Consider the following 24,291-nt stretch of genomic DNA (forward strand, 5'->3'; position numbering starts at 1 on the left):
CCGCATTCCCCTGCATCCGGTCTCAACGCGTTACCCCAGAAACATCGCATTCCCCTGCATCCGGCCTGAACGCGTTCCCCCAGAAACATCACATTCCCCTGCATCCGGCCTGAACGCGTTCCCCCAGAAACATCGCGCTCCCCTGTAGCAGCGGTGCAAGCCGCGTCAGCGATCGACGCGGTATGACACAGGACTCACTCAGAGGTCGGCGCAGGATGACTGCGCCGATACGTCGTGTGCCAGCACAGCAGCAAGCCCGCCCCCGCCATCAGCGCACCAACGCTGCCAATATTCGCCACCCCCAGCTGGGTGATCACCACACTGCCCAGCAACGCCCCACCGCCAATGCCGACGTTATAGATACCCGAATGCAGCGCCATGGCCACGTCCGTGGCATCCGGCGCCAGTTCGAGCACCTTGGACTGCATCGCCAGGCTGAAGCACATGATCGAAATGCCCCAGACCACGCTCACTGCACTCAGGTAGGTGGCGTGGCGCGCCAGCGGCAACAGCAGCATCAGGCACAGGCCCAGCAGGGCGATCGACACCACCATGAAGCTACGCGGATAGCGACCGCTGTAGCGGCTGAACACCAGCGAGCCGATCACCCCTGCACCGCCGAACAGCAACAGCAGGGTCGTGGTCATCTCCCCGCTCATGCCTGCCGCCGCCTGCACGAACGGTTCGATGTAGCTGTAGGCCGTGTATTGCGCGGTGATCACCAGCGCCGTGGTCACATACAGCGCGACCAGCACTGGACGCTTGAGCAACATGGGCAGGCTGCGCAACGAACCCGAGTTCTGACTCGGCAGCGCCGGCAGGCTTTTTGCCAGCCACAACCCCACCGCCGTCGCCACCACACCGATCCCGACGAACGTGGTGCGCCAGCCGAGTGCTTCTCCCACCACCCGGCCCAATGGAACGCCCAGCACCATGGCCAGGCACGTGCCGGTGGCCAGCAGCCCCAGCGCCTGAGTATGCTTGCCCGGTGGCGCCAGCCGCACCGCCAGCGATGCCGTGATCGACCAGAACAGGGCGTGGGCAAAGGCGATCCCGATGCGACTGGCCAGCAACACTCCGTAGCTCCAGGCGACACTGGAGACCACATGGCTGACCACGAACAGCATGAACACCCCGATCAGCAACCGGCGACGTTCGATATTGCGGGTGAGCAGCATGATTGGCAGCGACATCAGCGACACCACCCAGGCATACACCGTCAACATCAGCCCCACCTGCGCCGTCGGCATGGCGAAGCTCAGACCGATCGAAGTCAGCAGCCCGACCGGCGCGAACTCCGTGGTATTAAAGATGAATGCCGCCAGTGCCAGCGCGATGACGCTGGCCCAGCTGCCTGTGGATGTTTCCATGGATCCTGTTTTCATCATGCTCGCCCCTTGCTGTCACGCACGCCCAGACGGCTCAACCACACCGAGAAAAGGATTACCCCACCGCCCAGGAACAGCCGTCCCAGTGGTTCGTCCTGATTCCAGATCAACAGGTTGAGCAGCAAACCGACCGGTACGTGGAGATTGTTCATCACCGCCAGCGTCGCCCCCGGCACGAGGCTTGCGCCCTTGTTCCACCAATACATGCCGAGCGCCGTCGACACCAGCCCGAGAAACGCCAGCACGCCCCACTGCAAGGGCGCCTGCGGCAGGTGGTCGGGGTTGCCGAACAGCAGGAATGCCGGAAGCACCACCAGTAAGGCACCCACGTAGAAATAGCCGAAACGCCGGTATTGCGGCTGGTCGCTGGGGTGGCGCGCGAGCAGATGCTTGTACAGCACCTGGCCGGCAGCATAGGTGAAGTTGGCGACCTGCAGCAGCAGAAAACCGATGAAAAAGTCCGGGCTGACGCGGTCGAAGCGGATCACCGCGGCACCTGCCACCGCGACCAGGGCCGCCACCAGCGCCCAGCGGTTGAAGCGACGATTCAGCGCATCCTCGATCAAGGTCACATGCACAGGCGTCAGAATGGTGAACAGCAGCACTTCCGGCACGCTCAGTACGCGAAAACTGAGGTACAGGCAGACGTAGGTAATGCCGAACTGCAGCGCGCCGATCAGCAGCATGGCGCGCAGAAAGCGCGGTTCGACCTGGCGCCAGCGGGTCAGCGGCAGGAACACCAGCCCAGCGAGCAGGACCCGGGCGAGGACGGCAAAATAGCTGTCGACATGCCCGGCGAGGTATTCGCCGATCAAGCTGAACGAGAAGGCCTGGATGAGGGTGACGATCAGAAGGTATTGCATGGTGCGTCCCGAATTTGCGAGGCGCGGACCTTAGCGCATCTGGGGCAGGTCAGGCCAGTGAAGCAAGCGTGGGCTCGATTGAAGAGGCCTGGATACCTGTCACGACACATCAAATAAGTTGTCTTGTCCGATCATTCCTCTACCCTGTGTCGCATCGAGACAGATCGCTACACCCTCGGGCGGGCTGCCAGCTCAGGACACCAGGAGTCGAAGATGAAAGCGCCCCGCGTCACCCTTGATCAATGGCGAACCCTGCAGGCCGTGGTCGACCATGGCGGCTTCGCCCAGGCGGCCGAAGCCCTGCACCGCTCGCAGTCTTCGATCAGCTACACCGTGGCCCGCATGCAAGACCAGCTCGGCGTGCCCCTGTTGCGCATCGACGGGCGCAAGGCCGTGCTCACCGACGCCGGTGGCGTGCTGTTGCGCCGCTCCCGGCAACTGGTCAAGCAGGCCAGCCAGCTGGAAGACCTGGCGCACCACATGGAGCAGGGCTGGGAAGCCGAAGTGCGCCTGGTGGTCGACGCGGCCTACCCCAATGCACGGCTGATTCGTGCCCTGACCGCGTTCATGCCGCAGAGCCGCGGCTGTCGAGTGCGGTTGCGCGAAGAAGTGCTGTCGGGGGTCGAGGAAGTGCTGCAGGAAGGCGTCGCCGACCTGGCGATCAGCAGCTACAGCATTCCGGGCTACCTGGGCAACGAAATGAGCGCCATCGAGTTCATCGCGGTTGCGCACCCCGAACACGCCCTGTTGACCACGGGCCGGGCGTTGAGCGTGCAGGACCTGCAGGGCCACATGCAGGTGGTGATCCGTGACTCGGGCCGCCAGCAACCGCGCGACGTCGGCTGGCTGGGCGCGGAGCAGCGCTGGACCGTCGGCAGCCTGGCCACCGCCGCCAGCTTCGTCGGCAGTGGCCTGGGCTTCGCCTGGTTGCCGCGGCACATGATCGAACGCGAACTGCGCGAGGGCACCCTCGCCGCCCTGCCCCTGGAACAGGGCGGCAGTCGGCACCCCACTTTCTATCTGTATTCGAACAAAGACAAGCCGCTGGGCCCGGCCACGCAGATTCTCGTCGAACTGCTACGCACCTTCGACACCGCGCCGTTGGACGTGCCGATCCTGGCCATGGAGCAGACGGTCCTGAGCGAAGACGCCTGAACTGCGCGCTGTGAACACTTCGCGCTGTGAACATTAGGTAACATTCATTTTACCCCTGCGGCTCGCCCTCACCGTCCTTTGGCGGCACGCTTGCCACACATTGCCCCGAACGCTTGCGCCGCTTTTGGCTCAAAGCATTTGCCTCCCCTCTTCAAGGACTTCGTATCCATGCTGAAAAAAATCCTTCTGGCCGCCTGTTCTCTCTCCCTGGCGAGCCACCTGCTGGCTGCCGACGCTCAGCACCCGCACGTGTTGCTCGATACCAGCATGGGCCCGATCGAAGTCGAGCTGGACGCTGCCAAGGCACCGATCAGTACCGCGAACTTCCTCGCCTACGTCGATAAGGGTCACTACAACAACACCCTATTCCACCGCGTGATCCCAGGTTTCATGGTCCAGGCGGGCGGCTTCACCGCCGACATGCGTGAAAAGGCAACCCAGGGTCCGATCAAGAACGAGGCCGACAACGGTTTGCACAACGTCCGGGGAACCCTCGCGATGGCGCGCACTCAAGTAAAGGACTCGGCCACCAGCCAGTTCTTCATCAACCAGAAGGACAACGACTTTCTCGACCATGGTGGCCGCGATTTTGGCTATGCGGTCTTCGGCAAAGTGGTCAAGGGCATGGAAGTGGTCGACAACATCGCCAACGCTCCAACGATCACCAAAGGCGGCATGCAGAACGTGCCCAGTGATCCGGTGATGATCAAATCGGCGAAACGCGTGGACTGAACCGCACGCACCGCCGGCCCCGGCCAGGACCGTCAACCCGCACAGGAGAGCACGCTTGAGCATTTATCGCCGCTTCGAACAATGGATCGATATCTTCCGCGAAGCGCCTACGGAAACGCCCCCCAACAAAGTCCTGGCCTTCTACATCTACTACCTCAAGCAGGTATGGCCCAGCTTCGCCACCCTGTTGGTGGTGGGTTTGATCGGCGCATTGATCGAAGTCGCCCTGTTCCGCTACCTCAGTCGCATCATCGACATGGCCCAGGGCACACCCAACGTGCACTTCTTCAGCGACAATGCGCTGGAGCTGACCTGGATGGTGGTGGTCGCACTGGTGTTCAGGCCTATTTTCATCGGCCTGCACGATCTTCTGGTACATCAGGCGATCAGCCCCGGCATGACCAGCCTGATTCGCTGGCAGAACCACAACTACGTGCTCAAGCAGAGCATGAACTTCTTCCACAGCGACTTCGCCGGGCGCATTGCCCAACGCATCATGCAGACCGGCAACTCGTTGCGCGACTCGGCGGTCGCCGCAGTCGACGCCCTGTGGCATGTATTGATCTACGCGATCAGCGCGCTGGTGCTGTTCGCCGAAGCCGACTGGCGGCTGATGATTCCCCTGATCCTGTGGATCGTCGCCTATGTGATCGCGCTGTATTACTTCGTTCCACGGGTCAAGGAACGCTCGGTGGTGTCCTCCGACGCACGCTCGAAACTGATGGGGCGCATTGTCGATGGCTACTCCAACATCGCCACTCTCAAGCTGTTCGCCCATACCAGTATGGAGCAGCAGTACGCACGTGATGCGATCAGCGAGCAGACCGAGAAAACCCAACTGGCAAGCCGCGTGATCACTGCCATGGACTTCGCCATCACCACCATCAATGGCCTGCTGATCGTCGCCACTACCGGGCTGGCCCTGTGGCTGTGGACTCAGTCGCTCATCTCGGTAGGCGCGATTGCCCTGGCAACCGGCCTGGTGATCCGTATCGTCAACATGTCCGGCTGGATCATGTGGGTGGTCAACGGCATCTTCGAAAACATCGGCATGGTGCAGGATGGCCTGCAGACCATTGCCCAACCTGTCAGCGTGACCGACAAAAATGGCGCTCCACGGCTCAAGGTCGACCGCGGCAATGTGCGCTTCGAAGACGTGCATTTCCATTACCCCAAGGGCGACAGCATCATCGAGGGCTTGACCCTGGATATCCGTCCGGGTGAGAAGATCGGCCTGATCGGCCCCTCAGGGGCGGGTAAATCGACGTTGGTCAACCTGCTGCTGCGTCTGTACGACCTGCCCAGCGGCCGCATCCTGATCGATGGCCAGGACATCGCCGAGGTGACCCAGGAGAGTCTGCGCGAACAGATCGGCTTGATCACTCAGGACACTTCTCTGCTGCACCGCTCGATCCTCGACAACCTGCGTTACGGCAAGCCCAATGCCACCGAGGAGCAGGTCTGGGAAGCGGTACGCAAGGCCCGCGCCGATGACTTTCTGCCGCTGCTGTCCGACAGCGAAGGCCGACGTGGTTTCGACGCTCATGTCGGCGAACGCGGCGTGAAACTGTCCGGTGGCCAGCGCCAGCGCATCTCGATCGCCCGTGTTTTGCTGAAGAATGCGCCGATCCTGATCATGGACGAAGCGACTTCGGCGCTCGATTCCGAGGTCGAGGCAGCAATTCAGGAAAGCCTGGAAACCCTGATGAAAGGCAAGACCGTGATTGCGATTGCTCACCGTCTGTCCACCATCGCCAAGATGGATCGCCTGGTAGTGCTGCAGAAAGGCAAAGTGGTGGAAATCGGCAGCCATACCGAGCTGCTGGCGCAGCATGGCCTGTATGCAAGGCTATGGCACCACCAGACCGGTGGCTTCGTAGGCATGGACTGATCACCCCTTGTGGGAGCGGGCTCCGCCCGCGAAGGCAACACTGCGGTCTACCAGACACACCTCAGTGCGCCCTTCGCGGCCACGGACCGCTCCCACAGTTGACCGCATGTCACACCCCTGTGGGAGCGGTCATCGGCCGCGAAAGGCTCGCCGCGATCCGTCAGTTACATGGGGGCGATCTTTTCGCGGCCACGGACCGCTCCTACAGTGGACCTCACCCACACCTCTGTAGGAGCGGTCATCGGCCGCGAAAGGCTCGCCGCGATGCATCAGGCACACCCAGGGAATATTCAGACCTGCCGGTAGGGCAAGGCTTCCCGTGCCTGCTCGGCGTAGGTCAGGACCCCTGCCCGCTCGGCCTGCAGAAAATTTTCCACCGCATCGCGCAGCCCAGGATGACGCAGGTAGTGCCATGAACGAGTGATCACCGGCTCGAAACCCCGAATCAACTTGTGTTCGCCTTGCGCCCCCGCATCGAAACGCTTGATGCCGTGGGCGATGGCATAGTCCATGCCCTGATAGAAGCAGGTTTCGAAGTGCAAGCGGTCATACTCGGCCAGGCAGCCCCAATAACGCCCGTAGAAACTGTCCCCGCCTACCAGGCTGAAGGCCATGGCCACCGGGCGCCGCTCATGAGTCGCCAGCACCAGACGTATCGCCTCGGGCATCCGTTCGGCCAAAAGGCTGAAAAAATCCCGGGTCAGGTACGGCGAACGCCCACGTACCAGGTACGTATTGGCATAGCACGCATAGACGAAATCCCATTCGGCTTCACTCACCTGCGCGCCTTCGCGCCACTCGAACTCGATACCTTGGGCCCGCACCTGCTCGCGCTCCTTGCGCATCTGTTTGCGCTTGCGCGAGCTCAGTGCGTCGAGAAAATCATCAAAGTCGCGATAGCCTCGGTTGTGCCAGTGATACTGGCAACCCAGCCGCTCCATCCAGCCCTGCTCGGCCTTCAGCAGTTCATCGAGGGAGGCATTGGTGAAATTGACGTGGGCACCACTGAGGCCTTCCAGCTCCAGATAGCCCGGCACACAGCGCAGCAACTCCACCCCATCCCGAGGGCGGCGGGCAAGCAATCGCGGGCCGCTCACCGGACTGAAGGGCACGGCGCTAAGCAGCTTGGGGTAATAGTCGATACCGGCACGTTCGCAGGCGTCGGCCCAGCCGTGATCGAACACGTACTCCCCATAGGAATGCCACTTGCGGTAGCTGGGCAAGGCCGCCACTAGCTGCCCGTCTTCGATCTGCAACAGATGCTCGGGGGCCCAGCCCGAGCGCTCGCCAAGGCTGCCGCTGTCCTCCAGCGCACTGAGAAAAGCATGCCGCAGGAATGGCTGCGGTTCAGGCAACAGGGCGTCCCACTGCGCGGCGTCGATGGCGGACAAGCTGGCAGCTACATGCAGCGGCATCGGTAGGGCTCCAATTGACGGGACGTGCTGCCCAGTATCGCGCAGGCTCTCGCCGCGGTCACCCGCCAATACAGTGCCATCATTCAGAGAAGGCTCTGGATCAAGCCATTCAGTCATTTCAGTGTCATCGCCAAGCCATTGTTCTGACATCGTTTTGTCATCACCCCTCGCAATACTTGCGCCAGTTTTCCGGGGTCAGCCACGCCGTCTGCCAGGCGCGTCCGGAAGTACTTTCAGGCTCGGCGCTTGCCGGCCTTTTTTGCGATAGGGAGAATGTCATGCGTCGTGTTTCAACACTCACCAAGGTCAGCCTGAGCGCCACTGTCCTGATGGCCATCAGCACCCAGGCCAGTGCCGCAGTCGATGCCAAGCTGCTCGACATGCTGCGCGCCAACGGCTCGATCAACGCTGCGCAATACGCCGAATTGAAGACCGAGCTCGACGGTGAGAAACAGGCCCAGCAAGTGGCTGCCGCCGAACAATCGAAGAAGATGAGCGCGTTCGACCAGAAAGTCGCCTGGGCTGCAAAGACGCAGATCAAGGGCGACGTGCGCCTGCGCCACGAAAGCATCAACGTCGATGGCGAACGTGATGGTTCCAACGGCGACCGCAACCAGGACCGCCAGCGCATCCGCGCCCGCATCGGGGTCTACAGTGAGATCAACCCGCAGGTCGACGCCGGCATCCGCGTCGCTACCGGCAGCAGCGCGGACGCTCGCTCCACCAACCAGAGCCTGGACGGCGCCTTCAGCAAGAAATCCATCTGGCTCGACCAGGCCTACCTGGACTGGCACCCTACTGCCATCAAGGACCTGCATCTGATCGGCGGCAAGATGGCCCAGCCTTGGGTCAGCATGGGCGACGTGATCTGGGACGGCGACATCAACCCGGAAGGTGTGGCCGCCACCTACAAGCTGCCCCTGGGCGGCGCTGAGCTGTTCGGCAGCACGGGCTACTACGTACTGACCGACAACATCGACGGCGAAGGTCGTCAGTTCGAACACGACCTGCGCATGTACACCGGTCAGGCTGGCGCGCGCTTTGCGCTGGGCGACAACGTCAAGATGACCCTGGGCGGCAGTGTCTATTCCTACGACAATGACAACGCCACCAACGCTGCCGCCGTGCTGGCCGTCAACGGCAACGCCTCGACCGAATTCACCCTGTACGAAGGCTTCGGTCAACTGGACATCACCGGCCTGCCGTTGCCGCTGTCGATCTATGGCCAGTACGTGGTCAACGGTGATGCCGAAGCCACCGCCCTGGTCGGCAAGCAGGACACTGCCTGGCTGACCGGCTTCAAGACCAAGTTCGCCGGCTTTGGCCTGGACTACAACTACCGCGACGTGCAGCGCAACGCCGTGGTCGGGGCTTTCACCGACTCCGACTTCGCCAACGGCTTCACCGGCTCGCGCGGCCACAAGGTCAAGCTGGGCTACGAAATCGACAAGAACTTCGCCGTCGGTGCCACCTACTTCCTGGCCGAATCCGACGTCGCCAGCCGAACCCGCACCGATGCCGACGTGAACACCCTGCAACTGGACCTGGAAGCCAAGTTCTAAGTCCCCATCGCCGCAATGAAAAAGGCGTCACCCGCGAGTTCATCGCAGGTGGCGCCTTTTTCATTGGCATGGCGGTCGTCGATCAGCGCTTGCGCAGAATCACGCTGCCGATGGAGTAGCCTGCACCGAACGAGCTCAACACCCCGAGCGAGCCTGGTGCCAGATCATCCTGATGGGTGTGCAAGGCAATCACCGATCCTGCCGAACTGGTATTGGCATACCGGTCGAGAATCACCGGCGCCTCGTCGACGCTGGCGTCGCGGCCGAGCAGCCTCTTCACGATCAAGTGATTCATGCTCAGGTTGGCCTGATGCAGCCAGAAGCGCCTGACGCTTTGCACGGCAATGTCGTTCTGCGCCAGATGGGCGGCGATCAGTTCGGCCACCATTGGGCAGACTTCCTTGAACACCTTGCGGCCTTCCTGCACGAACAGCTTGTCGTCGCCTCCTGCCCCCAACGCTTCGGCCCGATTGAGGAAACCGAAGTTGTTGCGAATATTGTTGGAGAACTGCGTCTGCAGACGGGTGCTGACGATGTCGAACTGGTTCGCCGAAGTGGCCAGGTCCGCACGTTCCACGAGCACGGCCGTTGCTGCATCGCCGAAGATGAAGTGGCTGTCGCGGTCGCGGAAATTCAGGTGCCCGGTGCAGATCTCCGGGCTCACCACCAGTACCGCGCGCGCCTGCCCCAGCTGCACGCTGTTGCTTGCCTGCTGAATACCGAAGGTGGCCGAGGAGCAGGCCACGTTCATGTCGAAGCCGAAACCCTGAATACCCAGTGCCTGCTGCACCTCGATGGCCACCGCCGGATAGGGACGTTGCAGGTTGGAACAGGCAACGATCACCGCGTCGACATCGGCGGCGGTGCGACCGGCCCGTTGCAGCGCCTGCTCCGCCGCAGCGACCGCCATCTGGCACAGAATCGACTGCTCGTCATTGCTGCGCTCGGGCAGCTGCGGCTTCATCCGCTGCGGATCGAGAATTCCCGCCTTGTCCATGACGAAGCGGCTCTTGATGCCGCTGGCCTTCTCGATGAAAGCAGCGCTGGAAGGCGCCAGCGCCTGCTCGTCGCCACGCTCGATGGCGGCGGCATTTTCTGCATTGAATGCTTCGACGTAGCGGTTGAAAGACTCGACCAGCTCTTCGTTGGAGATGCTCTGGGCCGGCGTGTACAGGCCGGTGCCGCTGATGACGACGTTATGCACGCTCGTTCCTCTATTGTTAGGGGCAACTCATTCACATGGACGCCACGCAGGCCCAGGTCAATCGACCGGGGCTGATTCAGGCGTCCACTGCGCTCCATTGCTTGCTCAAGCGCTTGTCCGATACCGGCACCTTGGTGCCCAACTGCTGCGCGAACAGCGACACTCGATATTCCTCTAGCAGCCAGCGGTAAGCCGCCAACTGTGGATCACGCTTGCCTTCCTGGCCATGCTTGTTCAGGCGCGCCTGGTACTGGCTCCAGAGACCGGACAGCTCGCCGCTCCAGACCCGGTCTTTCTGCACCTGGCTCGGCAGCTTCTCCAAGCGTAGCTCGACAGCCTTGAGCAGGCGCGGCATTTCCTTCAGCCACGCCGCGGGGGTGTCACGCACGAAACCGGGATAGACCAGATTGCTTAGTTGCTGCTTGATATCGTTCAACGCCACGGCATGGGTCAGATCGATCTTGCCCTTGAAGCGCTTCTGCAGGCCGTGCCACAACTTCAGAATATCCAGGGTCAGGCGCGCAAGACGCTCGGCATGCTCCGTCCAGGCACCACGCTTGCGTTCGGCCAGTGCTGCCAGTGCCACACCGTCGCGCGGCAGGCTGGCCTCGCCCTCGAGCACGCAGCTGTCGAGGCTGGCCAGCAGAATATCCTCGACCAGCGCTTCGACACGGCCCAGTTCGCGGTACAACAGGCCCAGCTCGGTCTGGCCCGGCAACTTGCCACGCAGAAACTTGGCAGGCTCGGCCAATTGCTGCAGCAACAAGCGCTGCAAGGCGCGGCGATGCTGATACTCGGCTTCGGCCGCCGTCGAGAAGCGCCCTTCCTTGACCGTACCACCCTCTTCGACCAATGCGGGATACACCGTCATCGACAGCCCGGCAATGTTCTGCTGGGTGGTCTGCTCGACCTTGGCGAACGCCTTGGCTTGCACCGGTTGCTGGCTCTTGGCCGTGCTCGGCACGGCCAACGCGGCGCTGCTGGCCTCGGCGAAGCGCGCGGTCAACTCGGCCAGGTCACGCCCTTCACCCAGAAACTTGCCCTGGCCGTCGAGCACTTCGATGTTCATGCGCAGATGGCTGTCGACCTGCTGGGCCGCCTCGGCCCACGCCTCGTCGCTGACGCGCGCGCCGGTCATGCGCAGCAATTCGCTCCCCAGCGCCTGGGGCAGCGAGCCTGCGCCGAACGTCAGACGTGCGAGCGCTGCACGAACGAAGTCCGGCACCGGCACGAAGTTCTTGCGCAAGGCCTTGGGCAGGTTGCGCACCAGCGAGATGCACTTGGCTTCCAGCAAGCCCGGCACCAGCCATTCCAGACGCTCACCCGGCAAAGCGGGCAGCAGCGGCGCGGGCACGCACAACGTCACGCCATCGCGCGGATGATTGGGCTCGAAGTGGTAGCTCAGCTGCAGGCTCAGGTCGCCCAGCCGCAGGGTATCCGGGTACTGCGCCGCAGTGACTTCGCTCGCCTCGCGGGCCAGTACGTCCTCTTCGCGCATGATCAGTAGATCGGGCTGTTTCTGGCTGTTGACCTTGTACCAGCTGTCGAAGGTGGCGGTCTGATGAATCTCGGCAGGAAGGCGCGCTTCATAGAAGCCGTAGAGGGTTTCTTCATCGGCCAGAATGTCGCGACGCCGGGCCTTGGCCTCCAGCTCGTCGAGTTGCTCGAGCAGCAGGCGATTGGCCGTCAGGCACTTGGCTCGCGAGTGGATCTCGCCACGCACCAGGCCTTCGCGAATGAACAGCTCGCGTGACGCTACCGGGTCGATGGGGCCGAAATGCACCGGGCGCCGGCCGACCACGATCATGCCGTAGAGCGTGATCTGCTCGAACGCCACCACCTGGCCGCGCTTCTTTTCCCAGTGCGGTTCGAAATGGTTCTTCTTGATCAGGTGTCCGGCCAGCGGTTCGATCCAGTCGGGCTCGATCTTGGCGACCATGCGCGCGTACAGCTTGGTCGTTTCGACCAGCTCGGCGGCCATCAGCCACTGAGGCTTCTTGCGCCCCATGCCCGAGGACGGGTGGACCCAGAAGCGACGCTGGCGTGCGCCCAGGTAGTCGCCGTCTTCGGTCTTCTGGCCGATCTGGCTGAGCAGACCGGACAACACCGCCTTGTGAAACCTGGGATAGTCCGCAGCGTCCTTGTTCACCTCCAGCTGCAAGTCACGGCAGATCAGGCTCAGTTGCCGATGCGCATCGCGCCATTCGCGCAGGCGCAGGTAATTGAGGAACTGTTTGCGGCACCAGTTGCGCAACGCGCTTGCGCCCAACTCCTGGCGTTGGGTTTCGAAACCGCGCCACAGATTGACCAGCGCGGCGAAATCCGAATCGGCGTCCTTCCATTGCACATGGGCCTGGTCGGCCGCCTGCTGGCGCTCGGGCGGACGCTCGCGCGGGTCCTGCACCGAGAGCACGCTGGCAATGATCAAGACTTCCTGCAGGCTGCCCTGGCGCGCACCCTCGAGCAGCATGCGGCCCAGCCGCGGGTCGATCGGCAACCGGGCCAGCTGGCGACCCATGGGCGTGAGCTGGTTCTCGCGGTTGACCGCAGACAGCTCCTGCAGCAGGTTGAAGCCATCGCTGATGGCCTTGCCATCGGGGGGCTCGATGAACGGGAACTGGTCGATTTCGCCCAGGCGCAGGTGCAGCATCTGCAGAATCACCGCCGCCAGGTTGGTGCGCAGGATTTCCGGATCGGTGAATTCGGGGCGCGAGAGAAAGTCCTCTTCGCTGTACAGGCGGATACAGATACCCGGCTCGACCCGGCCACAGCGACCCTTGCGCTGGTTGGCGCTGGCCTGGGACACCGCCTCGATCGGCAGGCGCTGGACCTTGGCACGGTAGCTGTAGCGACTGATGCGCGCGGTGCCGCTGTCGATCACGTAGCGAATGCCCGGCACGGTCAGCGACGTTTCCGCCACGTTGGTGGCCAGGACCACGCGCCGCCCGGGATGGGACTGAAAGATACGCTGCTGCTCGGCCGGCGACAGCCGCGCGTACAGCGGCAGGATTTCCGTGTGCCGCAGTTGCGCCTTGCGCAGCATGTCGGCGGCATCGCGAATCTCGCGTTCGCCGGGCAGGAACACCAGCACGTCGCCCGGCGTCTTGCGCTCGCTGCGCTCGAAAGCGGCGATCTCGTCGAGCGTCGCCAGAATCGCCTGGTCGACGGTCAGGTCGTTCTCGATCTGATTGCCTTCCTCGTCCTGCTCGGCGGTGAGCGGCCGATACCAGGTGTCCACCGGGAAGGTCCGCCCGGACACCTCGATGATCGGCGCGTCGTCGAAGTGCTCGGAGAAACGCTGCAGGTCGATGGTGGCCGAAGTGATGATGACCTTGAGGTCGGGACGCCGTGGCAGCAGGGTCTTCAGGTACCCCAGCAGAAAATCGATGTTGAGACTGCGCTCGTGCGCTTCGTCGACGATGATGGTGTCGTAGCGTTCGAGGAAGCGGTCGTGCTGGGTCTCGGCCAGGAGGATGCCATCGGTCATCAGCTTGACCAGGGTATTGGCATCGCTCTGGTCCTCGAAGCGCACTTGATAGCCGACCAACCCGCCCAACGGCGTGGCCAGTTCTTCTGCGACCCGACTGGCCACGCTGCGCGCGGCAATCCGACGCGGCTGGGTGTGGGCGATCAGGCCGTGCTGGCCGCGACCCATTTCCAGGCAAATCTTGGGTAGCTGGGTGGTCTTGCCCGAACCGGTTTCGCCGGCAATGATCAGCACCTGGTGCTCGGCGAGGATTTTCTTGATCTCGTCGCGCTTGGCGGCAATCGGCAGGCTGTCGTCGTAGCGCACGCTTGGCACGCTGCGCCGCCGTGCCTCGACGCGGGCGAACGAGGCCTGGACTTTCTCGACCCACTGGCCAAGCTTCGCCTCGTCAGGACGCTTGCGCAGTTCGTGCAACTGCCGGCGCAGACGGTGACGGTCGCCGATCATGGCCTGGTCGAGGTTTTTCAGCAGCTGGTCAATCGAAGCGGTTTGGTCGGTCATCAGGTACGCAGAGGTCTTGGTGGGGTACGTCGAAGGTTACACCCCGCAATTGTCGCAGATTTGCGGGGGTTGTGTCGGCAGCCCCCGGATCTGGGCAGCGATCAAGCCGATTTTTTGATGCCCAGTTTCTTCAGTTCTTCGTCGCGCAGTTCGCGACGCAGGATCTTGCCCACGTTGGTGGTGGGCAGCACGTCGCGAAATTCCACCGTGCGCGGCACCTTGTAGCCGGTAACGTTGGCACGCATGTGTTCCATGACCTTGTCCCGGGTCAGGGTAACCCCGGGCTTGACCACGACGAACATCTTGATCGACTCCCCGGACTTCTCGTCCGGTATGCCGATGGCGGCGCACTGCAGCACGCCGGGCAGGGTCGCGAGGACATCCTCGAGCTCGTTGGGATACACGTTGAAACCCGAGACCAGGATCATGTCCTTCTTGCGATCGACGATGCGCATGTAGCCGTCGGGCTGGATCAACGCGATGTCGCCGGTCTTCAGCCAGCCCTGCGCATCGAGGATCTCGGCCGTGGCGTCCTGGCGCTGCCAGTAGCCCTTCATGACCTGCGGCCCCTTGATGCACAACTCGCCGATTTCCCCCAACGGCAGCTCTTCACCTGCATCGTTGATGATCTTGGCCAGGGTGGACGGCACCGGAATGCCGATCGTGCCGATCTGGATGCGCTGGTTGGGATTGACCGTGGCCACTGGGCTGGTCTCGGTCATGCCGTAGCCTTCGCAGATGGCGCAGCCGGTCACTTCCTTCCAGCGTTCGGCGGCCGCCAGTTGCAGGGCCATGCCCCCCGACAGGGTGACTTTCAGGGCCGAGAAGTCGAGCTTGCGGAACGCATCGTTGTTGCACAGGGCCACGAACAGCGTGTTGAGGCCGACGAAGCCGCTGAACTTCCACTTGGAAAGCTCCTTGACCATCGCCTGCAGATCGCGCGGATTGCTGATCAGCACGTTGTGGTTACCGATCAGCATCATTGCCATGCAATGAAAGGTGAAGGCATAGATGTGGTAGAGCGGCAGCGGCGTGATCAGCACTTCGCAACCTTCATCGAGGTTGGCGCCCATCAAGGCCTTGCACTGCAGCATGTTGGCGACCAGGTTGCGGTGGGTGAGCATCGCCCCCTTGGCCACCCCGGTGGTGCCGCCGGTATATTGCAGCACGGCCACTTCCGAGCTGGCCGGATTGGCCTCGGTGACGGTCTGGCCGCGGCCCTTGCTCAACACGTCGTTGAACTTCACCGCGCGCGGCAGGTGATAGGCCGGGACCATTTTCTTCACATACCTGATCACACTGTTGACCAGCAGGCGCTTGAGCGGCGGCAGCAGGTCGGCGACCTCGGTGACAATGACGTGCCGCACGGCCGTTTTGGGCACGACCTTTTCAGCCAGGTGCGCCATGTTGGCCAGACAGACCAGGGCCTTGGCGCCGGAGTCCTTGAACTGGTGCTCCATTTCCCGCGCGGTGTACAGCGGGTTGGTATTGACCACCACCAGGCCTGCGCGAATCGCGCCGAAGACCGCCACCGGATACTGCAGGACGTTGGGCAGCTGCACCGCGATGCGATCACCCGGTACCAGGTCGGTGTGCTGCTGCAGGTACGCGGCAAACGCACCGGACAGCTCATAGAGCTCGCCGTAGCTGAGGGTCTTGCCCAGGTTGGTGAACGCTGGCTTGTCGGCGAAGCGCTGGCAGGACTGCTTGAGCACCGCCTGGATATTGGGGTACATGTCTGGATCGATATCCGCCGCGATTCCAGCCGGATACTTATCCTTCCAGAAATTTTCGATCATGGAAGCCCACTCCTCCAGCGCCAGCGAATCTTCACCGCATTCGATGCGATTATTATTGATATGTCAGCACGACCGATACGGGTCCGAATGCCGAAAAGCGCGCCGAGAGTAGCAGCTTTGCCATGAGGCGACTAGAGGCCGAAGGTGGCTCGCCGGTAACCATTGTGACCAGATTGTCAGTTTCGGTCACACGGGCTTTCGCAGGGCGCAAGCCCACAGACCTGCGCACTGAATGACCCATGCCATCGAGCCCAGACGCCCTCATGGCGCGTCACTCGTTGCGCAGTTCACGCCGCAGGATCTTGCCTACGGGCGTCATCGGCAGGGCATCGCGCAGGACAATTTCGCGGGGCAACTTGTAGCCGGTGAAATTGGCCTTGCAGTAGGCCATGAGTTCGGCCGTGCTCAGTTGCGGATCCCGAGCCACGACGAACAGCTTGACCGCCTCGCCGGAACGCTCGTCTGCCACGCCGATAGCCGCGCAATTGGCCACTTGCGGGTGAGCCATGACCACGTCCTCGATCTCGTTGGGATAGACGTTGAAACCGGAAACGATGATCAGGTCTTTCTTGCGGTCGACAATGCGCACGTAGCCGTCGGGATCAATCACAGCGATGTCGCCGGTCTTGAACCAGCCTTGCGCGTCCAGTGCCTGGGCGGTTGCCTCGGGCTGCTGCCAGTAGCCGCGCATTACCTGAGGCCCCTGGATGCACAACTCACCGCGCTCGCCCAGCGGCAACACGTCGCCCTGCTCGTCGATCACCTTCAGCGCCGTGCCGACCACCGGAATGCCCACGCTGCCGATGCGCGCGCGCAGACCATAGGGGTTGGTACACGCCACCGGCGATGTCTCGGTCAGCCCATAGCCTTCGACGATGCGGCAGCCGGTCAGGCTCTCCCAGCGCTCGGCCGTGGCCTTGACCAGTGCCGTGCCACCGGAGTTGGTCACCTTCAGGCGGGAGAAGTCCAGCGAACGGAACTGCGGGTGCTCCATCAACGCCACGAACAGGGTGTTCAGGCCCAGCAGCGCGGTGAACTGCCACTTTTTCAGTTCCTTGATGAAAGCGCCGATATCGCGCGGGTTGGTGATCAGCACGTTATGGTTGCCGGTGACCATCATGCACAGGCAGTTCGCAGTGAACGCATACACGTGGTACAGCGGCAGGGGCGCGATCATCACCTCATGGCCTTGCTGCAGGATGGTCTGCCCCTGCTCGTCGAGCTGATGGAAACAGGCCCGTACCTGCTGCATGTTGGCGACCAGATTGCCATGAGTGAGCATGGCGCCCTTGGCCAGGCCAGTGGTGCCGCCGGTGTACTGCAGCACCGCGAGGTCTTCGAGCGTGGGCGCTACCCGGCGTGGCGACGAGCCCGCCCCCTGCGCCAGAACCGTTTTGAACGCGATTGCCTGGGGCAAATGGTACGCCGGCACGCGCTTCTTGACCTTGCTCACCAGCGTGTTGACCAGCCATCCCTTGGCAGCGGGCATCAGATCGCCCAGACGAGCTTCGATCAGGTATTCCAGCTGTGTTTCCTGCAGCACCTGCTCGACCTTGTCCCCAAACAGGTTGAGGTAGACCAGCGCCCGGGCGCCGGAATCACAGAACTGATGGCGCATTTCACGCACGGTATATAAAGGGTTGGTGTTGACCACGACCAAGCCTGCGCGCAGTGCGCCGAACACTGCGATCGGGTACTGCAGGACGTTGGGCAACTGCACAGCGATGCGATCACCCGGTACCAGGTCGGTGTGCTGCTGCAGCCAACTGGCAAACGCGCTGCAGTGCCGGTCGAGCTCGGCATAGGTCAGGGTCACGCCCATGTTGCTGAATGCCGGGCGATCGGCAAAGGTGCTGCAGGAACGGTCGAACACATCGACAATGGACGTGAACTCATCGACAGGAAGGGTGTGGGGCACACCCGGTGGGCGCTTGTCGTTCCAGAAATCAGGATGCATTATTATTGTCCTCTGATTCGAAGCCCGCCCGGCCATTGCGCCTGCGGTATGCTGCCGACGTTAGCAGCTGCCGCCACCGACGCAAATGCGCACGACCCCGCTGTTAACATCGTGAATCTATTTGACGCGGCCATGACCGTCGCCAAGCCAAGGACCCACCGCCCATGACCCAAGTCACCAATACCCCGTACGAAGCGCTCGAGGTTGGCCAGACCGCCAGCTTCAGCAAGACCGTGCAGGAACGCGACATCCAGCTGTTCGCCGCCATGTCGGGCGATCACAACCCCGTGCACCTGGACGCGGAATTCGCCGCCAACAGCATGTTCAAGGAGCGCATCGCCCATGGCATGTTCAGCGGTGCGCTGATCAGCGCCGCAGTGGCCTGCGAACTGCCAGGGCCCGGCACCATCTATCTGGGCCAGCAGATGAGCTTCCAGAAGCCGGTGAAATTGGGCGACACCCTGACCGTGCGCCTGGAAATCCTTGAAAAACTGCCCAAGTTCCGCGTCCGCATTGCCACTCGCGTGTTCAATCAGCGCGACGAACTCGTGGTCGACGGCGAGGCGGAAATTCTTGCGCCACGCAAGCAGCAGACCGTGACCCTGGTCAGCCCGCCACCCATCAGCATCGGCTGACGGGTCTCAGCGCTTCTTCGGCTTCTTCGCTTTTTTCCTGGACTTGGCCGGATCCAGGGGCAGCGCCTGCTCGAATGCCTGACGCATCTCGTTGAGGCGCTTGTCCTTGAGGTCATGGATACGCTTGCCGCGTTCGCTGGCGAAATCGATCAGGTTGTCGTCTTGGCTCATGGCAGTGTCGAGTCGGCTGTCGGAAAGGATCGTTCATGATGCAGCGCGCGAACAGCCCTGACTAGACCTGGATGTCGACCCACAGCCCCTGGCGCGGCGGGTCCTCGACCAAGGGCGCCACCGGGACGGTGTTGTCGGCGTTGAGCGAGTCGCCCGGCACCGGTGCGTGCTCGTCGGGGTCCTGCTGCCGGCCTTCGCGCTGGCGCCGCCGCTGCTCCTCGCGCAGGAGCAGCGCCGTCTGGTCGGCATCGTGATGGCGCAGGTCGATGGCGGTTTCATTCGAACCCAGCTGAGCCGGCGCGACCGGCGCAATGCTGGGCGTGGACTTGACCGGGTCCAGTTGCGAAGTCACCGGCACGACGCTGATCGGAATCAGGGGCGGAATCATGAGGGAAGTCTCCTAATCCCAGGTTGTCGGCCGCCACTTCGGCAACTTGAGACGTTTTGTCGCAATGGCAGGGGCCGCAGCGCCACGCCTTGGTTGTCGGGCGCTACGCCCCGGCCCCTGACAACAGGTGAAAAAATCCCTTGGCCCCTTTATAGTGTTCGGTCTTCGTTTCACTTCCAGTAGCCGAGCCCCATGTCCGAGCCACGCAAGATTCTCGTCACCAGCGCCCTGCCCTATGCCAACGGTTCCATCCACCTTGGCCACATGCTGGAGTACATCCAGACCGATATGTGGGTGCGCTTCCAGAAGCATCGCGGCAATCAGTGCGTCTATGTCTGTGCAGATGACGCCCATGGCTCGGCCATCATGCTGCGGGCGGAAAAGGAAGGCATCACGCCTGAACAGCTGATCGCCAACGTCAAGGCCGAGCACAGCGCCGATTTCGCCGACTTCCTGGTGGACTTCGACAATTTCCACTCCACCCACTGCGAAGAAAACCGCGAGCTGTCGAGCGAGATCTACCTGAAACTGCGCGAGGCCGGTCACATTGCCCAGCGTTCGATCACTCAGTACTTCGACCCGCAGAAGCAGATGTTCCTGGCCGACCGCTTCATCAAGGGCACCTGCCCCAAGTGCGCGGCAACCGACCAGTACGGCGACAATTGTGAAAAGTGCGGCGCTACCTATGCACCCACCGAGCTCCTCGATCCAAAATCGGCGATCTCGGGCGCCACGCCCGTACTCAAGGATTCCCAGCACTTCTTCTTCAAGCTGCCAGACTTCCAGCAGATGCTCGAAGGCTGGACCCGCAGCGGCACCTTGCAGGACGCCGTGGCCAACAAGATCGCCGAGTGGCTGGATGCCGGGTTGCAGGAGTGGGACATTTCCCGCGACGCACCCTATTTCGGCTTCGAGATTCCCGGTGAGCCGGGCAAGTACTTCTACGTATGGCTGGATGCGCCGATCGGCTATATGGCCAGCTTCAAGAACCTTTGCGCCCGCCGCCCCGAACTCGACTTCGACGCGTACTGGGGCAAGGATTCGACGGCCGAGCTGTACCATTTCATCGGCAAGGACATCATCAATTTCCATGCGCTGTTCTGGCCCGCCATGCTCGAAGGCGCCGGCTACCGCAAGCCCACCGCGCTGAACGTGCACGGTTTCCTCACGGTCAACGGCGAGAAGATGTCCAAGTCACGTGGTACGTTCATCAAGGCCCGTACCTACCTGGATCATCTGGCGCCCGAATACCTGCGCTACTACTTCGCATCGAAGCTGGGCCGCGGCGTGGACGACCTGGACGTCAACCTCGACGACTTCGTGCAGAAGGTCAACTCCGACCTGGTGGGCAAGGTGGTCAACATCGCCAGCCGCTGCGCCGGTTTCGTCCACAAGGGCAACGACGGCGTACTGGTTGCCGCCAATGCCGCGCCGGAGCTGACCCAGGCGTTCCTCGACGCGACGCCGAGCATTGCCGAAGCCTATGAAGTGCGTGACTTCGCCCGCGCCATGCGCGAAATCATGGCATTGGCCGACCGCGCCAATGCCTGGATCGCCGAGAAAGCACCCTGGTCGCTGGCCAAGCAGGAAGGTCGCGGCGACGAGGTGCAGGCCGTCTGTGCGGTGGGCATCAACCTGTTCCGTCAGCTGATCATCTTCCTCAAGCCGGTGTTGCCGGAGCTGGCCCGTGAAGCCGAACGCTTCCTTAACGTCGAACCCCTGAGCTGGAACGACCACGCCACCTGGCTCGCCGACCATCAGCTCAACCCGTTCCAGGCGTTGATGACCCGTATCGACCCGGTTAAGGTGCAGGCGATGACCGAGGCTTCCAAGCAAGACCTCGCCGCTGCCAAGGACCCTGTCGCGCCTGCGCCCGCCACTGGCAACGGTGAGCTGACCAAGGAGCCGCTGGCCGCCGAGATCGACTTCGACGCCTTCGCTGCGGTCGACCTGCGTGTCGCGCTGATCCTCAAGGCCGAAGCGGTGGAAGGCGCGGACAAACTGCTGCGCCTGACCCTCGACATCGGCGATGAACAGCGCAACGTCTTCTCCGGGATCAAGAGCGCCTATCCGGACCCGGCTGCACTGGAAGGTCGATTGACCATGATGATTGCCAACCTCAAGCCTCGCAAGATGCGCTTCGGCATCTCCGAGGGCATGGTCATGGCTGCGGGCCCTGGCGGCGAAGAGATCTACCTGCTCAGCCCCGACAGCGGCGCCAAGCCGGGCCAGCGCATCAAATAGGTTCGCGGCTCACGCACCCTGCCCGTCATCTTCAGCGCAAGGCGACGGGCAAGGCTGCTGCCGACTCCATCCTTGCAACCTGCCCACTTCCGCTCTCCGGCCGGCCCATGACCCTGATCCAACGCATCGACGCATTGCTGCCGCAGACTCAATGCGGCAAATGTGGCCATGCCGGCTGCAAGCCCTACGCAGTCGGTATCGCAGCCGGTGAACCGATCAACCGTTGCCCGCCGGGGGGCGATGCGACCATCGCCGCCCTGGCGAAGCTGCTGCAATTGCCGGTGCTGCCGCTGGACCCGGAACGCGGTGCGGCACCCGCCCAGATCGCCTACATACGCGAAGCGGAATGCATCGGCTGTACCAAATGCATTCAGGCCTGCCCGGTGGACGCCATTCTCGGCGCGGCAAAGTTGATGCACAGCGTACTGGCCGACGAATGCACCGGTTGCGACCTGTGCGTGGCGCCCTGCCCCGTCGACTGCATCGAGATGCATCCGGCGCCGACATCGCCGTTCACGTCGCTGGCGGGCGATCCTTCATGCAGCCCCGAGCAGCAACGCGCTCGGCTGCGCAAGCGCGATCACGCCAGACAACGTTTTGAAGCTCGAAACGGACGCCTGCAGCGGCTCGAAACTGCACGCCAGGCCAAGCGATCGCCAACGCCTGCGCGCTCGTCGACCGTTGCGCTGCCTGTGCCCCCAGCCCTGTCGGCAATCGAACGGATCAAGGCAGCGAAGGCAGCCAAGGCCAGCGACGGCGACACCGCCCTGAAACAGGCAAAGATCGCCGTGGCCATGACTCGCGCACAATTGGTGAAAACCCGAAAGGCTTTCGTGACCCCACCGACATTCGAGCACTACCTCATACTCGACGCCCTGGGCCGCGAGCATGAGGCGGCCGAACGTCATCTCGCTGCACTGCAACCACTCTAGCCCCGCCTGCCAAGGATCTATCCGCCCGATGAACGCGACGAAACGCCAGGAAATCTTCCGTCGGCTGCATGAAGACAATCCAGAGCCCAAGACGGAGCTGGCCTATGGGTCTGCCTTCGAGTTGCTGATCGCGGTCATTCTTTCTGCAAAATCCACTGACGTTGGCGTGAACAAGGCCACCGCAAAATTGTTCCCCGTCGCACCGACTCCCCAGGCGATGCATGCGCTCGGCGTCGAAGGGCTGTCGAGCTACATCAAGACCATCGGCCTGTACAACAGCAAGGCGCGCAACGTCATCGAGACCTGCCGCCTGCTCGTGGAACGGCACGACGGCCAGGTGCCGCAGACTCGCGAAGCGCTGGAAGCGCTGCCCGGCGTTGGACGCAAGACCGCCAACGTGGTGCTCAACACGGCGTTTCGGCAGCTGACCATGGCCGTCGACACCCACATATTTCGTGTCAGCAACCGCACCGGGATCGCGCCGGGGAAAAACGTGGTCGAGGTCGAGCAGAAACTGATGAAGTTCGTGCCCCGCGCGTACCTGCTCGACTCCCACCATTGGCTGATCCTGCACGGGCGCTACGTTTGTCAGGCGCGAAAGCCCCGCTGTGGCAGTTGTCGTATCGAAGACCTGTGTGAATACAAGCACAAGACCAGCGACGATTGAGACGATCTGTAGAACCTTGCCGCTCGATTGAGAAAATCTTTTTTACGCCGTCTTAGAATGTCGCTATAAGGTCCGCCAACGGCTGCACATGCCTGGAGCTGACTTCATGAGTACCGAAAAAGAACCGCTGGAAACGGAAGACGACATCATCGGTGTGGACGATGATGAGACGGAGCCTGTCGTCGAACCTGCCAAGAGCAATCTGAGCAAGCGGCGCACGATCGACAACCTGCTCGAAGAACGGCGGTTGCAGCGCCAGCTGGCCGACTACGACTTCGATCTCTAGCGCACGTTGCGCACGGTATTCTGCCGCCCCTCAAGCCAGACCGTTGCGCTGGGCCAATTCGATCAGGTCGACGAGCGAGCGGGCATTGAGTTTCTGCAGCAGGCGAGTCTTGTAGGTACTCACGGTCTTGTTGCTGAGAAACATGCCGTCGGCGATCTGCTTGTTCGACTTGCCTTTGGCCAACTGCTGCAACACCATCATTTCTCGCCCGGACAGGCGATCCACCATGTCGGCTTCCGAGGCATTGCCCAGGCTCGCCCGCACCGAGTGCAACGCCTGGTTGGGGAAATAACTGTAGCCAGACAACACGGCCTTGATCGCACTGAGCAGCTCGGTGAGGTCCTGCTGTTTGCACACATAACCCGCCGCACCTGCCTGCATGCAACGCATGGAGAAATGCCCCGGTGCCTGGGAGGTCAGCACCAGGACCTTGAGCTGAGGCTCGCTGACCGTAAGCCGACCGATGACTTCCAGGCCGTCGAGCTTGGGAATACCGATGTCGAGAATGACGATGTCCGGTGCGTGGTCACGAGCCAGTTGCAACGCGTCGACACCGTTGTCGGTCTCGGCCACCACCTCGTAGCCATGGCGCTCCATCAGCAACCGCACGGCGAGGCGGATGACCGGATGGTCGTCCACGATCAGCACTTTATTCATGGGAAAATCCAATTTTCGCTGTTCGAATTCTAGAGCTCGCACATTACCTCAGACAACTGCCGCCTTGGACGATAGACAATCTGAGCAGGCAATAACTAAGACACTTCCTACAACACCAGACGAATATTCCTACATATTAAGTCGGTGAAAATTTCTGTACAGTGCTTGGCTGCATCGAGCTCTGCTTATAAAACCAAGGAACAGGAGCATTGCATAATTGACCTGCCTCTTCAATTGAGCCGTGTGCCCGGAACTCGCCAAGCTGTTGCAGGATAAATACCGGACATCAATCATCCCCGCTCCACACGAGAAGCCTCGGGCCAGAGCCCCGGCGGCCCCGCGCAGCGCCGCACGCCC

18 protein-coding genes and 1 pseudogene are annotated in these 24,291 nt (G+C 62.3%); 9 read left to right on the forward strand and 10 right to left on the reverse strand.

Annotated features, from left to right (window positions below; all coding sequences use genetic code 11):
- Positions 1-194: 194 nt before the first annotated feature.
- Entirely contained in the window at positions 195-1,370 is a 1,176-nt protein-coding gene (locus IFT57_RS02790) for a sugar transporter (protein WP_192150398.1), read from the reverse strand.
- A 14-nt stretch (positions 1,371-1,384) separates the two neighbouring features.
- Positions 1,385-2,251 (reverse strand): carboxylate/amino acid/amine transporter, encoded by an 867-nt coding sequence (locus IFT57_RS02795; RefSeq protein WP_192150400.1) that lies wholly within the window; start codon positions 2,249-2,251, stop codon positions 1,385-1,387.
- Between the two features lie 213 nt (positions 2,252-2,464).
- Here IFT57_RS02795 and IFT57_RS02800 point away from each other — a divergent pair, with 213 nt between their 5' ends.
- The 3 genes from IFT57_RS02800 (at position 2,465) to IFT57_RS02810 (ending at position 6,029) form a co-directional block, all read left to right on the forward strand.
- Positions 2,465-3,406 carry a LysR family transcriptional regulator gene (locus tag IFT57_RS02800; RefSeq protein ID WP_192049763.1) on the forward strand — a complete coding sequence of 314 codons (942 nt, stop codon included), beginning with the start codon at positions 2,465-2,467 and terminating at the stop codon, positions 3,404-3,406.
- 168 nt (positions 3,407-3,574) lie between these two features.
- Positions 3,575-4,138, forward strand: coding sequence for a peptidylprolyl isomerase (locus IFT57_RS02805; protein WP_192150402.1), 564 nt, complete (start codon positions 3,575-3,577; stop codon positions 4,136-4,138).
- 61 nt (positions 4,139-4,199) lie between these two features.
- The gene (locus IFT57_RS02810; protein WP_192150869.1) at positions 4,200-6,029 is read left to right on the forward strand and encodes an ATP-binding cassette domain-containing protein; all 1,830 of its coding nucleotides are present in this window, start codon (positions 4,200-4,202) and stop codon (positions 6,027-6,029) included.
- 290 nt (positions 6,030-6,319) lie between these two features.
- Here IFT57_RS02810 and IFT57_RS02815 read toward each other — a convergent pair whose 3' ends face one another.
- The gene (locus IFT57_RS02815) at positions 6,320-7,444 is read right to left on the reverse strand and encodes a GNAT family N-acetyltransferase (protein WP_192150404.1); all 1,125 of its coding nucleotides are present in this window, start codon (positions 7,442-7,444) and stop codon (positions 6,320-6,322) included.
- 278 nt (positions 7,445-7,722) lie between these two features.
- Here IFT57_RS02815 and IFT57_RS02820 point away from each other — a divergent pair, with 278 nt between their 5' ends.
- On the forward strand, positions 7,723-9,006 hold the full coding sequence (locus tag IFT57_RS02820) for a putative porin (protein ID WP_192150406.1): 1,284 nt from the start codon (positions 7,723-7,725) through the stop codon (positions 9,004-9,006).
- Positions 9,007-9,088: 82 nt separating this feature from the next.
- Here the strand turns inward: IFT57_RS02820 and IFT57_RS02825 are convergent, their stop codons facing one another.
- The 4 genes from IFT57_RS02825 to fadD2 form a co-directional block, all read right to left on the reverse strand.
- Complete coding sequence (locus tag IFT57_RS02825) at positions 9,089-10,210, reverse strand: beta-ketoacyl-ACP synthase III (RefSeq protein ID WP_192150408.1); 1,122 nt, start codon at positions 10,208-10,210, stop codon at positions 9,089-9,091.
- Positions 10,211-10,286: 76 nt separating this feature from the next.
- Positions 10,287-14,198, reverse strand: coding sequence for an ATP-dependent RNA helicase HrpA (gene hrpA / locus IFT57_RS02830; protein WP_192150410.1), 3,912 nt, complete (start codon positions 14,196-14,198; stop codon positions 10,287-10,289).
- Positions 14,199-14,299: 101 nt separating this feature from the next.
- On the reverse strand, positions 14,300-15,997 hold the full coding sequence (fadD1, locus tag IFT57_RS02835; RefSeq protein WP_192150412.1) for a long-chain-fatty-acid--CoA ligase FadD1: 1,698 nt from the start codon (positions 15,995-15,997) through the stop codon (positions 14,300-14,302).
- Positions 15,998-16,268: 271 nt separating this feature from the next.
- Complete coding sequence (gene fadD2, locus IFT57_RS02840; RefSeq protein ID WP_192150414.1) at positions 16,269-17,954, reverse strand: long-chain-fatty-acid--CoA ligase FadD2; 1,686 nt, start codon at positions 17,952-17,954, stop codon at positions 16,269-16,271.
- A 164-nt stretch (positions 17,955-18,118) separates the two neighbouring features.
- Here fadD2 and IFT57_RS02845 point away from each other — a divergent pair, with 164 nt between their 5' ends.
- Positions 18,119-18,589 (forward strand): MaoC family dehydratase, encoded by a 471-nt coding sequence (locus IFT57_RS02845; RefSeq protein ID WP_122713230.1) that lies wholly within the window; start codon positions 18,119-18,121, stop codon positions 18,587-18,589.
- Positions 18,590-18,595: 6 nt separating this feature from the next.
- On the opposite strand, the gene IFT57_RS02850 is transcribed toward IFT57_RS02845, so the two are convergent.
- The gene (locus tag IFT57_RS02850; protein ID WP_192049779.1) at positions 18,596-18,760 is read right to left on the reverse strand and encodes a hypothetical protein; all 165 of its coding nucleotides are present in this window, start codon (positions 18,758-18,760) and stop codon (positions 18,596-18,598) included.
- 61 nt (positions 18,761-18,821) lie between these two features.
- Positions 18,822-19,148, reverse strand: coding sequence for an aspartate-semialdehyde dehydrogenase (locus IFT57_RS02855; protein ID WP_192150416.1), 327 nt, complete (start codon positions 19,146-19,148; stop codon positions 18,822-18,824).
- A gap of 192 nt (positions 19,149-19,340) precedes the next feature.
- Between IFT57_RS02855 and metG the strand changes: the two genes are divergently transcribed.
- The 4 genes and pseudogenes from metG to IFT57_RS02875 all read left to right on the forward strand — a co-directional run bounded on the left by metG (position 19,341) and on the right by IFT57_RS02875 (position 23,277).
- Entirely contained in the window at positions 19,341-21,392 is a 2,052-nt protein-coding gene (gene metG, locus IFT57_RS02860) for a methionine--tRNA ligase (protein ID WP_192150419.1), read from the forward strand.
- 107 nt (positions 21,393-21,499) lie between these two features.
- A pseudogene (locus IFT57_RS02865) lies at positions 21,500-22,315 on the forward strand (RnfABCDGE type electron transport complex subunit B); the annotation flags it as partial.
- Between the two features lie 37 nt (positions 22,316-22,352).
- Positions 22,353-22,991: an endonuclease III gene (nth, locus tag IFT57_RS02870; RefSeq protein ID WP_192150423.1), complete on the forward strand. Its 639-nt coding sequence runs from the start codon at positions 22,353-22,355 to the stop codon at positions 22,989-22,991.
- Between the two features lie 106 nt (positions 22,992-23,097).
- The gene (locus IFT57_RS02875) at positions 23,098-23,277 is read left to right on the forward strand and encodes a PA3496 family putative envelope integrity protein (RefSeq protein ID WP_192150425.1); all 180 of its coding nucleotides are present in this window, start codon (positions 23,098-23,100) and stop codon (positions 23,275-23,277) included.
- A 30-nt stretch (positions 23,278-23,307) separates the two neighbouring features.
- On the opposite strand, the gene IFT57_RS02880 is transcribed toward IFT57_RS02875, so the two are convergent.
- Positions 23,308-23,934, reverse strand: coding sequence for a response regulator transcription factor (locus IFT57_RS02880; RefSeq protein ID WP_122479241.1), 627 nt, complete (start codon positions 23,932-23,934; stop codon positions 23,308-23,310).
- Positions 23,935-24,291 lie beyond the last annotated feature (357 nt).

The sequence above is a fragment of the Pseudomonas sp. CFBP 13719 genome, from assembly GCF_014842095.1.
In the GTDB taxonomy this organism is placed as follows: Bacteria; Pseudomonadota; Gammaproteobacteria; order Pseudomonadales; family Pseudomonadaceae; genus Aquipseudomonas.

What these genes read in the sequence shown, in the direction of transcription:
- IFT57_RS02790 (WP_192150398.1), bottom strand. Translation starts at nt 1,370, where the DNA reads ATGGAAACATCCACAGGCAGCTGGGCCAGCGTCATCGCGCTGGCACTG.
- IFT57_RS02795 (WP_192150400.1), bottom strand. Translation starts at nt 2,251, where the DNA reads ATGCAATACCTTCTGATCGTCACCCTCATCCAGGCCTTCTCGTTCAGC.
- IFT57_RS02800 (WP_192049763.1), top strand. Translation starts at nt 2,465, where the DNA reads ATGAAAGCGCCCCGCGTCACCCTTGATCAATGGCGAACCCTGCAGGCC.
- IFT57_RS02805 (WP_192150402.1), top strand. Translation starts at nt 3,575, where the DNA reads ATGCTGAAAAAAATCCTTCTGGCCGCCTGTTCTCTCTCCCTGGCGAGC.
- IFT57_RS02815 (WP_192150404.1), bottom strand. Translation starts at nt 7,444, where the DNA reads ATGCCGCTGCATGTAGCTGCCAGCTTGTCCGCCATCGACGCCGCGCAG.
- IFT57_RS02820 (WP_192150406.1), top strand. Translation starts at nt 7,723, where the DNA reads ATGCGTCGTGTTTCAACACTCACCAAGGTCAGCCTGAGCGCCACTGTC.
- hrpA (WP_192150410.1), bottom strand. Translation starts at nt 14,198, where the DNA reads ATGACCGACCAAACCGCTTCGATTGACCAGCTGCTGAAAAACCTCGAC.
- fadD1 (WP_192150412.1), bottom strand. Translation starts at nt 15,997, where the DNA reads ATGATCGAAAATTTCTGGAAGGATAAGTATCCGGCTGGAATCGCGGCG.
- fadD2 (WP_192150414.1), bottom strand. Translation starts at nt 17,954, where the DNA reads ATGCATCCTGATTTCTGGAACGACAAGCGCCCACCGGGTGTGCCCCAC.
- IFT57_RS02845 (WP_122713230.1), top strand. Translation starts at nt 18,119, where the DNA reads ATGACCCAAGTCACCAATACCCCGTACGAAGCGCTCGAGGTTGGCCAG.
- IFT57_RS02850 (WP_192049779.1), bottom strand. Translation starts at nt 18,760, where the DNA reads ATGAGCCAAGACGACAACCTGATCGATTTCGCCAGCGAACGCGGCAAG.
- IFT57_RS02855 (WP_192150416.1), bottom strand. Translation starts at nt 19,148, where the DNA reads ATGATTCCGCCCCTGATTCCGATCAGCGTCGTGCCGGTGACTTCGCAA.
- metG (WP_192150419.1), top strand. Translation starts at nt 19,341, where the DNA reads ATGTCCGAGCCACGCAAGATTCTCGTCACCAGCGCCCTGCCCTATGCC.
- nth (WP_192150423.1), top strand. Translation starts at nt 22,353, where the DNA reads ATGAACGCGACGAAACGCCAGGAAATCTTCCGTCGGCTGCATGAAGAC.
- IFT57_RS02875 (WP_192150425.1), top strand. Translation starts at nt 23,098, where the DNA reads ATGAGTACCGAAAAAGAACCGCTGGAAACGGAAGACGACATCATCGGT.
- IFT57_RS02880 (WP_122479241.1), bottom strand. Translation starts at nt 23,934, where the DNA reads ATGAATAAAGTGCTGATCGTGGACGACCATCCGGTCATCCGCCTCGCC.